Below are 15,665 nucleotides of genomic sequence, written 5' to 3'. Positions count from 1 at the left end.
GGTGTATTCCCTATCTCTCTGTTATTGCTTGAAACAATGTCAATTTCCGTCCATCGGACAGCGACACATAAGCGGGGGTTATCTTGACAATACTCAGCCCCTCAATGCTGTCGCCAACCGACAATATCTTGTTATTTATCACAGCATAAGCCGTGTTGCCTGAACTCACTATACTGTTAAGTACCATTGCCTGAGCCTGCGCTTGACTCGCATGACCCACCACAGCAAAACCTTTACCGGGCAAGGTAGGGTCGCGCAGTGATTCAGCAGACGCCATAGGGCTGCTGACCAATAACAACACACTGATAATATAAGACTTATTTAGAGACACTGATAAAGTCCTTATTAATACTCAAGGTATAAAGTTCAATCTCTACTGTCGCTTGGGGATATTCTGCAACTTTATAGTCGAGACGCTTCCAATAAAGTTTATCTGGCATGGCCTCTACGGCTTCCACAAAGCGCAACACAGAGAAATAATCGCCCTCTAAGCTCATACGAATACCATGGCTATACAGATTGAGTTTCTTCTCGTCACCCACAGCTAACAGGGGAATAGGTGCTATCGACATAAACTTAATTAATTTAATCCCTTGCACTTGTCCCAGTAAATTACCCAGCAGCTCTGGCATATAGTCTGCCGGCACCATATCCACCATCTGCTCATTGAGCTGGGCATCTAAGGCTTGATTCTGTTGCTCTAACAAGACTAAACGCTGTTGGTAATCTTGATTGGGATCCAAGGCTAAACGTTGCTGATACAAGTCAACCTGCTGGGCCGAAATCGCGTTTTCCTGCTCTAAGGCTTTTAGCTGTTGTGACAACGCCACATGGGTTTTCCACAAAGACTCTAAGGGTAAATAACTCAGCATACCGACCACGGCCAGAATGGCGACTGAGATCAGCACTCGCTCACGGCGACTTAACGCATCAAACTGTTGTCCTAGTTGGGCTAACTTTTGCTTCATTGCGCGGCCTCCTCCTTGTTATCGCTCTTCAAGGTAAAGGCCAAAGGTTTATCTTCACCGCGATCCATGCTCATCGACGAGAAAGCTTGCCCCTTTAAAGTCTGCGTAGTCTTAAGTTTGCCAATCCACTGCGGAATGCTTTGGGGATGGTCGGCAAAACCTTCGAACATAAAATCTTGCTCATTAATGACGATATGACTAAGCCACACGCTAGCATCCGACACGACCGCTAAATCTTTAAGTACAGGCGCAAAACCTCGGCTGGTTAGAGAGGCCCTAAGGCTCAATTCACCCATGAGTAACTGCTTCAGCTCTAACTGTTGTGCCGCTAAATCCACTCGCGCAACGAGATCGGCATCGGGTTTACGCGCGGCAATTTGTGCTTCTAATGCCTGTTTTTGGGTATCGAATTGCAGCTTTTGCTGAGCAGCCAATTGCTGAGCCTGTTGCAGCTCACTGACTTGCCAGTAGCTATAACCGCCTAAAGCCGCAAATAGGACCAAAAATCCCGCAGCATAAGCCCCCAAACGTGCAAAGGTTAATCTCTGCTTCGGCGGAAGTAAGGAAGGAGTGTAGAGATTGACTCGGTATTTAATCACTCAGCACCTCTGGAAAATTCGGCGAAGGCTAATCCCGCCATTCGCGCGCCAACACAGCTTTTATCGATGACATTCACAGCTTGATTAAAGTTTGCCGACACTAGCTTAGCTAAAGTATCCACGGCACCATCAGCGAGAAGTTCAATAGAAGATACCGGAGCTTGCCTTAACTGGCTTTCAAAGTAATCCATAGAGCGCTGAATTTCTAAACTTAAATTGTCTGCCATGCCATAAGTTAACTCATCGGCTTGGGTCTTATCCAGCTGAGCAAATCCGCGCACACGCCGCTGCATATACAGCTGACCTTGCTTAACCACAGTCAATAACAACTCTTGCCCTGGAATATGGCTGACCACCAGACGAGCTTGGTTGTCATCACCAAATAAGTTGGTCATGGCTAACTCTTCGATACTGATACCGATAAGTTGTAAATTTTGTTCATGAATGACCTGTACCATACTCACGAGTTTAGCTTTATCGACCACTACCACATTGATTTTATTACTGGGAATGGGTGACTCGAAATAGTCTAAATGGATTTGCGGCACAGGTAGCGTAACCATGTCTTTAATTGACCACAGCAAGGCTTGGGATAATTCGACAGTATCGACATTGGGTTTATCGGTCAGCAGTAATTGATAAAGCCCTGAAGCCAAAATCAGTTGTAACTGGGCATTAGGGAAGGATTTAGCGACGGCAGCAAACGCCGATGACCAGTGTTCATCTTTAAGCTCAAACGGTAACCACTGCTCAGCACTATCTCCTTGAGCAGGTGCGTAAACCCATAATTTATCGGCACAAACATAGACGCCAAGGCTAGTCGGATCCGTTCTTTTCTGCCAAAAGGCGAGTCGACCTATAAGACTTTTTTCCATAAAGATGCCTGTAACCAACTGAATTTAAAAGCGTGAGTAGTCTCTTATGCTTAAACTTCCTGTTACTCCACTCTCCAGTGTTCCTTGCCCTATGAGCTGCTTTATACCTAATTTAAACGGCAAACGTCATTATTTTGGCACTGAATAGTTTAGCTGCAAATACTCGTATTTTATAGATAAATACGTGAATAATAGGATCTATTTGTCTCTAAGACGACATTAGTCACCCAAATACCGCACTTGCCTTACTTAGCTTCAATGGGTTCACTGAAATACATTCCCTGTGCTGCGCCAACGCCGAGGATTTGCAGTGTCTGCCATTCTTCGAAGACTTCAATCCCTTCGGCACAAACTTGCACTTCCGTTCGATACAAACCGCCAATCAAGCTACGAATGAATAATTGGTTTTCTGGGCGTAAATGAATATGCCGCACAATCGATCTATGTAGCTTAATTAAATCAAAATGACATTCACGAATATAGTAAGTGCCAACGACCTGCTGGCCTACATGATCGACGCATAATCTCGCGCCCATTTTACGGATCATATCTAATTTAGGCTGTAACTTTTCTTGATGTTGAATAACAATATCTTCCGACACTTCGAAAATCAGTCGCGTGGTCAGATGGCGATATTCTAACAGCGTCGTTTTTAGCCATTGGGTAAAAGCTCGACTCATTAGCGAATCCAAACTCAGATTAATACTGTATATCTGTGGCGCTGATTTCTTATTTTTTTGAGTATTCGACACGCCGTCCGATAATTCATTCGACAGTAACAATAATACCCGCTCAATAATTTGCCGTTCGACTTGCGGCATTAAACCACATTTATTCGCCATTGGAATAAACAGTGTGGCACGAATTAACGCTCCTTGATTATCCCGCGCCCGAGTAAATATCTCTTTATGGTGCTCATTACCATCTGAATCAATTATCGGCTGGCTAAAGGGGAAGAATCGCCTTTGCACTAATGCGTTTTCTAAAAAGCTACGCCAACGCACCGAGCCTTTAGCAAACTCTTCATCAATCGCGCCTTTGTCGTACATAAACCAATTACTGTTACCCTGTAATTGTGCCGCCCTCAAAGCCATATCGGCTTCTTCAATTAACTGCGCTGCATTGTCGCCCGCGGTAAAATAAGCGCATCCGAGGTGGAAAAAGTTATCGGTATTCTCGACTTCGGGTAACGGCTGGCTCAAACATATCTTAAGCAACTTACTGGCAAATTGGTCGGCTTCGATTAACGAGATTTGCGGCACGACTATGGCAAATTGATTGTGGGAACGACGGGCAAAAATACTGTTGGCTTGGGTTTGCAGTAATTGGCTTATCGCGTTAACAGTCGAGTTTAATAACTCTTTGGTTACCGCTTCACCTTGGGATTGCTGCAGTAAATCCAGATCATCCATCTCTAATAAATAAATCACCCCATGGGCGAGCATCGCCTGATTATGGCTAAGGGCGTCGAGACGGTTATTTAAGAAAAGTCGATTACCAATGCGCGTTTCCGCATCGAGAAAAGTATTAGAACGAATGAACTTGTCAAAACGACCGCGCTCTTTTTGTGCGTCTTGTAATTCTTCTAACAACTTGGTCAAAGCACGGTTAATCAGCCTTGGCTTGCCATTTCCGGGAGTCGCGAGTGCTTGCTCGTGCTTACCTTGCAGAATCAATCGACTGCGTAAGGCTAATTCTTCAATGCCATCCAATTGCTGGGAAAACCATAAATAGCCAAAACGCACTAAGGCAGCCACAGCTAACACACCGACCAACAGGATCAGGATTTCATACCAACTAAAAGTGTAATGCTCGAAGGGTTGAGTCAAAGTCAGCTGCATGCGCAGACCAGATTTTGGATCTAACACATGGTCATACACCATGGCATTTTGCGTAGTGAGATTGCCTTCATAGGCAAAGATCACTTCATCTTTCAAGGTCAGCCGAAAATCAACAGCATTGTAGGCGAGCAGCATGGGCGGCAGCCAAGCCTCCAAATCCCAATCGGGTTGGTGTTGATATTGGTCCACTAACATAGTTTCGAGTTCGGCGACTTTTTGCTGCTGAAATTTATAGGTCAGCTGCACGAAACTCATCATAGCGCTCAGCAAAAATACGAAGGCAATAGCTGCTAATGACATTAACCAAAAGCTGGTTAATTTTGTAGTTAACATTCGGGTGAATTTCATCTATCCGCTATCCTGCAGGATTATTATAATTATTTGTGCGATTTTAACAGGAGTACAACAAAGTTGTCCGTTGATTATTCAGTAGCATAACCTAAAAGGCAACCAAGACGCTGTGACTTTAATGTCCACTTAAAAACAAAAAAGAGGCTAATTAGCCTCTTTTCGATGTTTTTACCACTTTTAGCCTAGTCGGCGTATTTAGGTAAAGTAGGGATAGCAGCAACACCTGAGTCGATAGCCGCCTGTGCAACCGCACGGGCAACATTAGGCAATAAACGTGGGTCCATAGGTTTTGGCAGCACGTATTCGGGGCCAAAACTCAGTGAAGTCACATTAGGATAAGCCTTTAATACACTCGCAGGCACAGACTCTTTTGCCAGTGCAGCAATGGCATGAACCGCGGCGATTTTCATCTCATCATTAATGCATGACGCACGCACATCCAAGGCACCACGGAAAATAAACGGGAAACACAATACGTTATTCACTTGGTTTGGATAATCGCTGCGACCGGTACCCATGATCAAATCGCTACGCGTTGCGTGAGCCAGTGCCGGTTTGATTTCAGGATCTGGGTTAGAACAAGCAAAAATCACCGGCTTATCAGCCATCAGCGCAACTTCTTCTGCACCAATCACGTCAGGACCTGATAGGCCTAAAAACACGTCTGCGCCTTTAATAACATCAAGAAGCGTGCGTTTATCGGTATCATTCGCAAATAGCGCTTTATATTCATTAAGATCCGTACGGCCAGAATGAATAACACCTTTAGTGTCTAGCATATAAATGTTAGCGCGATTCGCACCACATTTGACCAGCATAGTCATACAAGCAATGGCAGCAGCACCGGCGCCCATACACACAAACGTTGCGTCGCTGATCAACTTGCCTTGAATTTCCAGCGCATTAATCATACCTGCCGCAGTCACAATTGCGGTGCCGTGCTGATCGTCATGGAATACCGGCACTTTACAACGGGCAATCAATTCACGTTCGATAACAAAGCATTCGGGCGCTTTAATATCTTCAAGATTGATACCACCAAAAGTGTCAGCAATCGCTGCAACTGTATTGATAAATTCTTCAGGCGTATTGTGGGTGATCTCAATATCAGTCGAATCGATATTTGCAAAATGCTTGAATAATAATGCTTTGCCTTCCATCACAGGTTTAGAAGCCAAGGGGCCTAAATTGCCTAAACCTAAGATCGCCGTACCATTAGTAATCACGGCAACCGTATTACCTTTATTGGTATAACGATACGCATTGTCAGGATTAGCCGCGATTTCACGCACAGGCTCAGCCACACCAGGGCTATAAGCTAGGGCGAGATCGTGACTCGTTTCGGCAGGTTTGGTAAGGCAAACTGCGGTTTTGCCTGGTATTGGAAATTCATGATAATCGAGTGCTTGTTGACGAATATCTGACATTTTAAAATCCTGAAATGCGACATTTATAATTTATGAGAGTAAGGCCTACCAACACACATCTAGTCTCACCAAAGGGTGATGTTAACAGTCTGGCTGGTCGGGGTAAGATACGCCAATAAGGGGAATTTTTAAATAAGAGATTCAGAAATTTCACTTTAGCCTGCAAATAGACCCTCTAAGCTTAGTTTTATAAACTTATCTCCTATAATAAAGCTACATTTCTTAATATATTTTGTAGGAAACAAACATATATTTTGTAGTTATAGCGCTAGTTGTAGCGCGTTAATCTCAAAAATGTTGGTTAAATTACAATATATAGCGGCTAGCATATTTATCTTATAGTTAATTGCTATAAATAAGTCGAATTACATACTTGAACTCGCAATACGCAATAAGTTGACGATTAATTGAGTGAAGTCGTACCAGATGGGGGATTTAACATAAGTATTAAGATAGGCGTAAATAAAGCGGTTCGGCAAATGATAGAAAGCAAAAAGGCGCCATAGGCGCCTTTTCTAGAAACATTGCAATCGCAATTATTTCTTTGCAAGCACTGCGAAGCGCTTGTTGAATTTGTCGATACGACCGCCTGTATCAACAACTTTTTGTGTACCAGTGTAGAATGGGTGACATGCACCACATACGTCTAAATGCAGATCTTTACCAGCAGTAGAGTTTACTTTGATAACGTTACCACAAGTACAGTTTGCAGTGATGATAGCGTATTTTGGGTGGATACCTGGTTTCATTGGGGTTACCTCAAAAGTGTAAGGCCATGTCGCTCTTCCAACCCGTAGTCGGACACCACATGCATGTTAATAACAATATGTTTAGGGCGCAGAATGGTACAGCATACCCACAAGGGATACAAGTAGATTATCTGAGCGTTTGACGGTTATTCTGCGTCTATTTTAACTTTAGTTCGCCGCTTCATTTTCCCGCCTCTTTAGCTTCAAACATCGCCTGCGCCTCTTTGGCGTTAGCATGCTGTGCCAAAATCATTTTTGAAGGACAGGACAGAGCCGCATTACTCTTGAGTGCGTTGATTTTATTTTTTGAGAACGCCGCTGGATTCGCCTCGTAGATCGCCAGCATAGCGCCATAAACACTCACGTCCCAATCGTTGGCATAGCGATTCGCGATACGCCACAAGGTCTCACCAGCAAGATAAGTTAACTGACAATGTTCAGGTATCTGCGAAGCTGTTGGGGACGTTTCAGCAGCATTCGCCTTGAGTTCGCTATGTGTTGTCTTCGCAGTTTCTGTAGCTACGACTTCAGACATAACAGTCTCAGGTACTACAGTTTCAACAGGCATTGTTTTAACGGCAACAGATTCAGACATCACAGTTTCAACAGGTGTTGTTTTAACAGCAACAGGTTCAGAGGTTTTAACCACAGGCTCTACCTCGGCAACCTGTGTATTTTGCTCATTCACTGCTTCAGGGAATTTAAAGCCAGTCACGACTTCAGGCGCTGGCACTGTGGGCTTAGTATTTACATGAGTATCTACATGAGTATTTGCAGCCGCGATAACTGCCGTCGCAGGCTTAGCCTCCAACTCTCGCGTGGATTCAGCGGCCACTTTTACAGATTGAGCATTCACTTTATCCGCACGCTTTTGCACCAGCGCTGTCGTCGTATTTTTACTGCCCGATGCCGCTTTTGCGGTTAGCGCGGCCGATGTTGGCTTAGCCTCACCAAATAGATTGATACTTTTGACCTCATACCAACGGTCGAGTCGATACTCCCTCACTAAGAGTTTAGCGTTGTCATCTTTTACATCTTCAACACCCGTGAGCAAAACTAAAAAGCGATTAAGCTCCTCAACCATTAACTTTTCTTCGCTGCCGGCTTGCTGCACTACAAACTCTAAGCGCGACATGTCTTGATTGTCCGCAATCACATTCACCCTGAGTTTAGGATAACCACCTAACTCAAACATACGGCTGTTAACGCTCACATGGGAGACTTGTGCCATGCTAGGTGCGCTACACACTAACGCGAGTAGACCTAATGATTTCACTATATTAGCCATTTATTTACTCTCAACTATCCTTGGTAAACCATCATTAGGGCTAGCCCTAGCCAGCCGCGCTGAGTACACTAAACTACATTCTTGCCTAAGACTTGCCTGCATATGTCATTGTTTGTCGAAGTTGCGTTACCTGTGCCTATGCGGCAAACCTTTAGCTACCGCGTACCCGAAACTTATCCTAGTACACCGCAGATAGGCGTGCGCGTTAAAGTCCCCTTCGGTCGTCAACAATTAATCGGATTAGTCACAGGTATCACAGATACATGTAGCTTAGCGCCTAAGCAGATTAAGTCTGTGCTTGAGTTTATTGACGATAAACCTTTGCTGCCTGAATCACTCTATAAATTAACCCTTTGGGCCGCGAGATACTATTTTTGCAGCCAAGGGCAGATGTTAACCCAAGCCTTACCAGTGGCCCTACGTAAAGGGCTCGATGCCGCGCCGCAAAAGATCCAATTCTGGCAATTAACTGAGATAGGCCAAAATATTGCGCCAGAAGCGGTTAAGCGAGCACCCGCACAGAAAAAATTACTCGAGTTACTCAAACCAGCCAGCTTAACCCAAGAAGAAGTGATCAGCTTAGATATTAGTAAAGCGGCACTTAAAGCACTAGAAGAGAAAGGCTGGGTGGCACACCACGAAAAAATTGCCGAGCTTAACCTCGACTGGCGCACCACACTCGAAATGGACGAAACGCCACATAAACTCAATAAAGAACAAGCCGTCGCCGTTGCCACTTTAAATCTGCAACAAGGGTATCACTGTACTTTATTAGAAGGCATTACCGGTTCGGGTAAAACAGAAGTCTATTTGGCGGTGCTAGAAGAAATTCTTAAGCAAGGCAAGCAAGCGTTAATTTTAGTGCCTGAAATCGGCTTGACGCCCCAGACTATCAATCGCTTTAAGCGCCGTTTTAAAGTCAATGTCGCCATATTGCACTCAGGGTTAACCGACAATCAAAGACTCGAAGCTTGGCGCCAAGCCCGCTGTGGTCAGGCCGCCATCATTATCGGCACCCGCTCGGCTTTGTTCACGCCGATGGCCTATCCCGGCATCATCATACTTGATGAAGAACACGACAGTAGCTTCAAACAACAGGAAGGCGTCGGTTATCACGCCCGCGACTTGGCAGTCATGCGTGGCCATTTAGAATCAATTCCTGTGATATTAGGCACGGCAACCCCCTCACTCGAAAGTCTACAAAATGCCTTAAGTGGCCGTTACCATCATTTGCAATTGGGTGAGCGCGCTGGCTCGGCTAAAAAAGTGCGCCAAGGGATTATCGACATTAAAAATATGCCGTTAAAAGCAGGAATGTCGGTGCCGCTGCTTAACGAAATCCGTCTGCATTTAGACGCAGGTAACCAAGTATTACTGTTTCTCAATCGCCGCGGCTTCGCACCCGCTCTGCTTTGCCACGAGTGTGGGCACTTACACGAGTGCGACCGCTGCGACGCGTTTTTCACAGTGCATCAATCCCTTGGTGAAATTTGCTGCCACCATTGCGGCAATCAATATGCCATACCTAAGCAATGTCACAAATGTGGTAGCACTATGTTGATGGGCCAAGGTATAGGCACAGAGCAACTCGCCGAGGCACTGCAACAGGAGTTTCCGAAACATCCAGTGGTGCGCATCGACCGCGATACCACTCGCCTAAAAGGCTCATTAGAAACCCACTTAAACGCAATTCATAAGGGCGAATATAAAATCCTCGTCGGCACGCAAATGCTGGCCAAAGGTCATCACTTTCCTGATGTGACGCTTGTTGGGCTACTCGATGTCGATGGCGCCTTATTTAGCGCCGACTTCCGCGCGCCCGAGCGTTTTGGGCAACTCTATACCCAAGTCGCCGGTCGTGCTGGGCGCGCCAGCAAACCCGGCACGGTATTATTGCAAACTCACCAGAGCGACAATCCTATTTTGCGGGATTTGCTGCATCGCGGTTATGGCGAGTTTGCCCGCAGCCAGTTAAAAGAGCGTCAACAAGCACTGCTGCCGCCAGCATGGCACATGGTGTTGGTACGCGCCGAAGCCCATTTAGCCAGTGATGCCGATAACTTTCTCAACGCCTTCGCCGCGCTCTTGCCGCAAGATAAAGAATTTGAGGTGATTGGTCCTATGCCAGCGCCCTTAGATAAAAAAGCCGGCAAGTTCCGTCGCCAACTGCTATTCCAAGCGAAAAACCGCAACCGTCTGCAGCAAGAGTTTGAACGTATTCATCCGCTTGTAGAACAGCTTATCGAAGCCAAGCGGTGCCGATGGAGCTTAGACAGAGATCCGCAGGATCTCCTCTGAGTCGAGTATTTGATAAGTATTTAAGTGCCATTTGATAAAAAATCATCGGGAAGATAGCAATTGTTAACCACAAACGGCTAAAATATGCGGTTATTCCCTGTATTCACTCTTAAAGTTAGTGCCGATTAGAACCCATGAAATCACATATCCAATCATTACTTGAACAAACTCTAGAATCCTTTAAACAACAAGGTATTGTGCCTGCTGACTTTGAAGCGCGCATTCAGGTAGATCGAACCAAGGATAAGAGTCATGGCGACTTGGCAACCAACTTAGCCATGATGCTGACTAAGGTCGCGGGCAAGAATCCACGCGAATTAGCCCAACTGATCATCGACACCTTACCGGCTTCGGCTTATGTGGCTAAGGTTGAGATCGCAGGTCCTGGCTTTATCAACTTTTTTATCAACGACAGCGCCTTAGCGGATCAACTGCAAAATGCCGTCAACGATGAGCATTTAGGTATCAAGTTACCGACACCGCAAACCGTTGTTGTTGATTACTCTTCACCAAACCTCGCCAAAGAAATGCACGTAGGCCATCTGCGTTCAACCATCATTGGTGACAGTGTGGTGCGTGCGCTGGAATTTTTAGGCCATAGAGTCATTCGTCAAAACCATGTCGGCGACTGGGGCACACAATTTGGTATGTTGCTGGCCTATATGGAAGAGCTACGCGCCAAAAATGGTGAGAAAGCGCAACTTGAACTGTCTGATTTAGAAAACTTTTACCGCGCTGCCAAACTGCGCTTCGACGAATCGGCCGAGTTTGCGACCCGCGCTCGTCAATTAGTGGTTGAGTTGCAATCTGGCGACGAATACTGCAACAAACTGTGGCGCGAATTTAACGACATTTCGTTGAGCCACTGCCATGAAGTCTACGCCCGTTTAGGTGTGAGCCTGACCCGCGCTGACGTGCACGGTGAAAGTGCCTATAACGCCGATCTCGAGCAAGTAGTTAAAGATTTAGATGCCCAAGGTTTATTAACCGAAAGCAACGGCGCCAAAGTTGTGTTCCAAGAAGCCTTCCGCAATAAAGAAGGTGAGCCACTACCAGTGATCATCCAAAAAGCTGATGGCGGCTACTTGTATGCCACCTCAGATCTTGCGGCAATGCGCTACCGTTCGAACGTGTTAAAAGCCGATCGCGTACTGTATTTTGTTGACCTACGTCAGGCGCTGCATTTCCAACAAGTCTTCAGCCTAGCCAAGCTGGCTAAATTTGTTCGTGAAGATATGTCATTGGAACACTTAGGTTTTGGCACGATGAACGGCGAAGATGGCCGTCCATTCAAAACCCGTAGCGGCGGCGTCGTTAAGTTAGTCGACCTGTTAGAAGAAGCCAACGTGCGCGCACTAGAACTCGTTCGCAGCAAAAATCCAGATATGGATGAAGTCACGCTGACTGAAATCGCTCGCGTCGTTGGGATCAGCGCCGTTAAATATGCTGACTTGTCGAAAAACCGTACCAGCGATTACATATTCAGCTTCGAGCAAATGCTCAGCTTCGAAGGCAATACAGCGCCTTACCTGCTGTACGCTTACACCCGTGTTGCGGGCATCTTCAAGCGTGTAACTGATCTGGATTTAAACCAAGCGAAAATCGTGCTTGAGCATGAAAAAGAGAAAGACCTCGGTAACAAGTTAGCGCAGTTCGGCGAGATCCTCAGTCGCGTTGTCGATAAAGGCCAACCGCACGTACTGTGTGCTTACCTGTATGAATTAGCGGGTGCTTTCTCAAGTTTCTACGAAGCGTGCCCCGTGCTTGCTGCCGATAACGACGCGCAAAAGAACAGCCGTTTATTACTCGCACAACTGACGGCTCGTACGTTACAAAAAGGCCTAAATCTACTCGGTATCGAAACCTTAGAGCGGATGTAAGCCATGAGTAATCGCGATTATGCCAATAGAAGGCCGCAGTCGGGCGCTAAACCGCGCCCAGTCCGCGCGACTCGCCCAACCCGAGCAAAGCCTTCACAATCTAAATCAGCGCCGCGTAAGAAGCTGCCGCTGACGCTGATAGGCTTTGTCATACTCGCTGTGGGTTGTTTCGTCTATTTTCTATGGAGCATTAAAGATAATGCTCAGCAAGAAGAGCAGCCGAGGCCAACTCCGGCTAAGAAAACTGAAGTCCGAGTTAAGCCGCAAGAAAATGTAGTGCTCACCCCTAAGGTGAAAGAACCCGAGCGTAAAGCCGTCGTTATTCCTGTGGCGACAGAGGAGACAGCAGAGCCTGTTGCTCCGCCGAAGAAGGACCCTAACGCTCTGCCGCCTCAACCGAAGGAAGAATGGACCTATCTCAGTGAGCTTGAAAACAAGCATGTTGAGGTCGATATTCCCGATGTGGTTGCGAGCCGAACACCGATGCAATATCAGTTGCAGTGCGCTTCTTTCCGCCAAGAATCACAGGCGAACGAGATGAAAGCCGTGATCGCTTTCCAAGGTTTAGAGGCGCAAGTAAGACAGGTCGAAGGTACGACAGGTATGTGGTACAAAGTCGCTTTAGGTCCTTACGAACGTAAGCGTGATGCAGAACGTAAGCGTCATACGCTGCAAAATGCGGGGATTAATGGTTGTCAGATTCTGGCAATCCCTAAATAAGGCTTCACCCTTTCTAGGCGTTTTTTAAATACCTAGTCACAAAAAATAGCGGCCAGCGTTTATCGCTCGTCGCTATTTTTTTTATCCGCTAGACTTAATGTGATCTCGCTTTAGCTTGCCACATAACATCACTCACTATTCACCCAAGCTCACCTCGATATCCCCAGTTTTAAACAGCCCTATTTTTTAAAGTACTGTTTTGTTGAATCTATAACTGATTATTTATAAACAATAAAATCCTTTATTAATAAAGATTAATATGCAGTTTAATTGACCTAGATCAAACTTAGGCGTATCTCTTAAGTAACAGCAAGACTGTTGTATCTGTGTCAAATCCAACCTTAGGGTGAAGTATTATGAATGCATTAATAGAGATAGAAGCCACCGAATTCAGCCAACTTTTCAAAAGTGGTGACATGCTAGGAATTAGAATGTTTATGGAGCATGTTCGCATGCCGCTGGATGTTCAAGACAAGATTTATGACGAAATTTCAGCGCTTCAGCAATTAGAGCAAAACCAAATTGCGAAACTCATTGAAACCCACGCCCATTCCCAAATTCATGAACGCCTAGCTTATTAGCCTTCCATTCAATGAAAAATTTATCTATGCCCAACTGCAGCTTCTGGCGGTTCATTCAACAGAAGCTGTATGATCTCCCCCTCTCCTCTACACTATCCGCCACACAAACCGTCACACACATCATCCAATTACAGCCAAAAAAATAAGGCCAAATACCTGAGTATTTGACCTTAATAATTCAGCTTAATAACTTCGTTTAACCAGAGCCTTAGCTCGGTTTTTCTTCCGTTAAGCCTATGCTATTCATCCAGTAATCGAAATCCACCATATTACCCGGCAATACCACTCGGCTATTCTTCTGGCTTAAGCCATCGAGCTGTTTAAAGTACTGTTCACCAAGTTGCATCCGCAGGGCATTGTGGCCACCCGGCGCGGCAATAACAGTGGCAAGACGTTCGATCGATTCCGCCGTCGCGCGGGAAATGGTTAAAATTTCCTCAGCCTTACCTTCAGCTTCGTTAATACGGCGCTGCATCTCACCTTCAGAGCGGTTTACCGTCTCAGCTTTAACGCCTTCTGAACGGTTAATTTTGCTCTGTTTATCACCTTCACTCTTAGCCAATAATGCCCGGCGCTCACGCTCAGCATTCACTTGCATTTCCATGGCATTTTTAACCGTTTCAGGTGGGGTGATATTTTTAATCTCATAACGATGCACGCGTATTCCCCACAGGGCACCGGCTTGATCTAATACCTGCACTACCTTGGCAGAAATCACATCACGCTCTTCGAACGTGCGGTCAAGGTCCAGCGTCCCAATGACAGAGCGTGTGGTGGTTTGCGCCAACTGGATAGCCGCGTAGCGATAATCAGTAATACCGTAACTGGCTTTGACTGGGTCGGTCACAGAGATATAAATCACCCCGTCCACTTCAACGTTAACTTCGTCGCTCGAAAAACATTCCTGCGGCGGTACGTCGATGGTCTCTTCTTTCAAATCATGAATGAAAGCGACTTTGTCCACAAAGGGGATCAAGGTATGGAAACCCGCATCTAAGGTGCTGTGGTACTTACCTAAACGCTCCACAATATAAGCCGACTTAGTGGGAACGAGTCGAATCGATTGGAAAAGCTTAATCACGAAAATGGCAAAAATCAGTCCCCAAATTGCCATCACAATCAAATCTGTATCTAATGGAATATTCATTATCGCGCTCCTTTGCCACTATTATTCTGGCCACTCACTGTCTGAGTGACTTGCTCCATGCCTTCGAAGAAACCTTCGAGTTTCGCCATTTCAGCGGGGACCACAGAGACTTGTGCATCATTGAGGATCTTGCCAACCTGAGCGATAAACTGCTCTTTTAATAACATATTCATCGCATCGGTGCCGCCATTAACCGCTAACGCCTGCGAGATCATTGCCATGCCTTCGGATTTCGCTTTAGCGATAATAGCAATCTCTTGCCCGGTACCTTTGGCTTCATTAATCCGTTTCTGCTTTTGACCTTCTGACAGGTTAATCGCCTCTTGGCGCTCACCTTCAGACATATTGATCATCGCCGCTTTTTCCGCATTGGCCAACGTGATTTCGGCGCGTTTGCGACGCTCGGCTTCCATCTGCTTCTCAAGGGTGTGGATCACATGGCGCGAAGGGGTGATATTGCGAATTTCATAGCGCAATACTTTGATCCCCCAAGGCTCAGACGCCTTATCGATTTCCCGCACTATGGATTCATTCAAGCTATCACGCTCGGAGAATGTCTCACTCAAACTCAGCTTACCAATCTCAGAACGCATTGTGGTTTGGGCTAAATTCACCGCCGCTTTACGATAGTTTTCAATACCATAACTCGCCAATTTGCCGTCCATCACTTTTAGGTAGACTAAGCCGTCCACTTCCAGTTGAGTGTTATCTTTAGAGATACAGCTCTGTGGCGGCACATCTAATACTTGCTCACGGGTATCATGACGGTAGGAGACGCGGTCGAAGAAAGGGATCAAAAAATGAAATCCAGGGCTTAATACTGCACGGAATTTGCCAAGACGCTCAATGACATGCACTTCACGCATCGGCACGATAAGCATCAACTTATAGAGAATAAAAAAGATAAATAAAATGACTAAGGTAAATACAAACATAGATTC

General features: G+C 45.9%; 14 protein-coding genes. 4 read left to right on the top strand and 10 right to left on the bottom strand.

Annotated elements, in window-relative coordinates; translation table 11 throughout:
- Window positions 1–10: 10 nt before the first annotated feature.
- The 8 genes from BM607_RS08185 to BM607_RS08150 form a co-directional block, all read right to left on the bottom strand.
- Entirely contained in the window at window positions 11–331 is a 321-nt protein-coding gene (locus BM607_RS08185; RefSeq protein WP_071938718.1) for an MSHA biogenesis protein MshK, read from the bottom strand.
- The gene (locus BM607_RS08180; RefSeq protein ID WP_071938719.1) at window positions 318–968 is read right to left on the bottom strand and encodes an MSHA biogenesis protein MshJ; all 651 of its coding nucleotides are present in this window, start codon (window positions 966–968) and stop codon (window positions 318–320) included. The genes BM607_RS08185 and BM607_RS08180 overlap by 14 nt, the downstream gene beginning before the upstream one ends.
- The gene (locus BM607_RS08175) at window positions 965–1,567 is read right to left on the bottom strand and encodes a hypothetical protein (RefSeq protein WP_006083273.1); all 603 of its coding nucleotides are present in this window, start codon (window positions 1,565–1,567) and stop codon (window positions 965–967) included. The genes BM607_RS08180 and BM607_RS08175 overlap by 4 nt, the downstream gene beginning before the upstream one ends.
- Window positions 1,564–2,442 (bottom strand): hypothetical protein, encoded by an 879-nt coding sequence (locus BM607_RS08170; protein WP_063883333.1) that lies wholly within the window; start codon window positions 2,440–2,442, stop codon window positions 1,564–1,566. Before BM607_RS08170 ends, BM607_RS08175 begins: the two co-directional genes overlap by 4 nt.
- Before the next feature lie 245 nt (window positions 2,443–2,687).
- Window positions 2,688–4,631, bottom strand: a complete 1,944-nt coding sequence (gene csrD / locus BM607_RS08165; protein WP_071938720.1) for an RNase E specificity factor CsrD — start codon at window positions 4,629–4,631, stop codon at window positions 2,688–2,690.
- Window positions 4,632–4,816: 185 nt separating this feature from the next.
- Window positions 4,817–6,061 (bottom strand): malic enzyme-like NAD(P)-binding protein, encoded by a 1,245-nt coding sequence (locus BM607_RS08160; RefSeq protein ID WP_071938721.1) that lies wholly within the window; start codon window positions 6,059–6,061, stop codon window positions 4,817–4,819.
- Window positions 6,062–6,597: 536 nt separating this feature from the next.
- Window positions 6,598–6,810, bottom strand: a complete 213-nt coding sequence (gene rpmE, locus BM607_RS08155) for a 50S ribosomal protein L31 (protein ID WP_006083277.1) — start codon at window positions 6,808–6,810, stop codon at window positions 6,598–6,600.
- A 181-nt stretch (window positions 6,811–6,991) separates the two neighbouring features.
- A complete protein-coding gene (locus BM607_RS08150; protein ID WP_071938722.1) occupies window positions 6,992–8,098 on the bottom strand; it encodes a FimV/HubP family polar landmark protein in 1,107 nt (368 codons plus the stop codon).
- 102 nt (window positions 8,099–8,200) lie between these two features.
- On the opposite strand from BM607_RS08150, the gene priA reads away from it, so the two are divergent.
- From priA to BM607_RS08130, 4 genes are all read left to right on the top strand, one after another.
- Window positions 8,201–10,396: a primosomal protein N' gene (priA, locus tag BM607_RS08145; protein ID WP_071938723.1), complete on the top strand. Its 2,196-nt coding sequence runs from the start codon at window positions 8,201–8,203 to the stop codon at window positions 10,394–10,396.
- Between the two features lie 134 nt (window positions 10,397–10,530).
- The gene (argS, locus tag BM607_RS08140) at window positions 10,531–12,276 is read left to right on the top strand and encodes an arginine--tRNA ligase (RefSeq protein ID WP_071938724.1); all 1,746 of its coding nucleotides are present in this window, start codon (window positions 10,531–10,533) and stop codon (window positions 12,274–12,276) included.
- 3 nt (window positions 12,277–12,279) lie between these two features.
- Window positions 12,280–12,996: an SPOR domain-containing protein gene (locus BM607_RS08135; protein WP_012088109.1), complete on the top strand. Its 717-nt coding sequence runs from the start codon at window positions 12,280–12,282 to the stop codon at window positions 12,994–12,996.
- A 356-nt stretch (window positions 12,997–13,352) separates the two neighbouring features.
- The gene (locus BM607_RS08130) at window positions 13,353–13,577 is read left to right on the top strand and encodes a hypothetical protein (RefSeq protein WP_006083282.1); all 225 of its coding nucleotides are present in this window, start codon (window positions 13,353–13,355) and stop codon (window positions 13,575–13,577) included.
- Window positions 13,578–13,785: 208 nt separating this feature from the next.
- Here BM607_RS08130 and BM607_RS08125 read toward each other — a convergent pair whose 3' ends face one another.
- On the bottom strand, window positions 13,786–14,724 hold the full coding sequence (locus tag BM607_RS08125) for a stomatin-like protein (protein ID WP_011847954.1): 939 nt from the start codon (window positions 14,722–14,724) through the stop codon (window positions 13,786–13,788).
- Complete coding sequence (locus BM607_RS08120; RefSeq protein ID WP_006083284.1) at window positions 14,724–15,659, bottom strand: slipin family protein; 936 nt, start codon at window positions 15,657–15,659, stop codon at window positions 14,724–14,726. The genes BM607_RS08125 and BM607_RS08120 overlap by 1 nt, the downstream gene beginning before the upstream one ends.
- Between the last annotated feature and the right edge of the window lie 6 nt (window positions 15,660–15,665).

The sequence above is a fragment of the Shewanella sp. SACH genome (assembly GCF_001887095.2).
GTDB lineage: Bacteria > Pseudomonadota > Gammaproteobacteria > Enterobacterales > Shewanellaceae > Shewanella > Shewanella baltica.
Note: the sequence above shows the minus strand (reverse complement) of the source record. Positions and strands in the feature narration are given on the sequence as shown.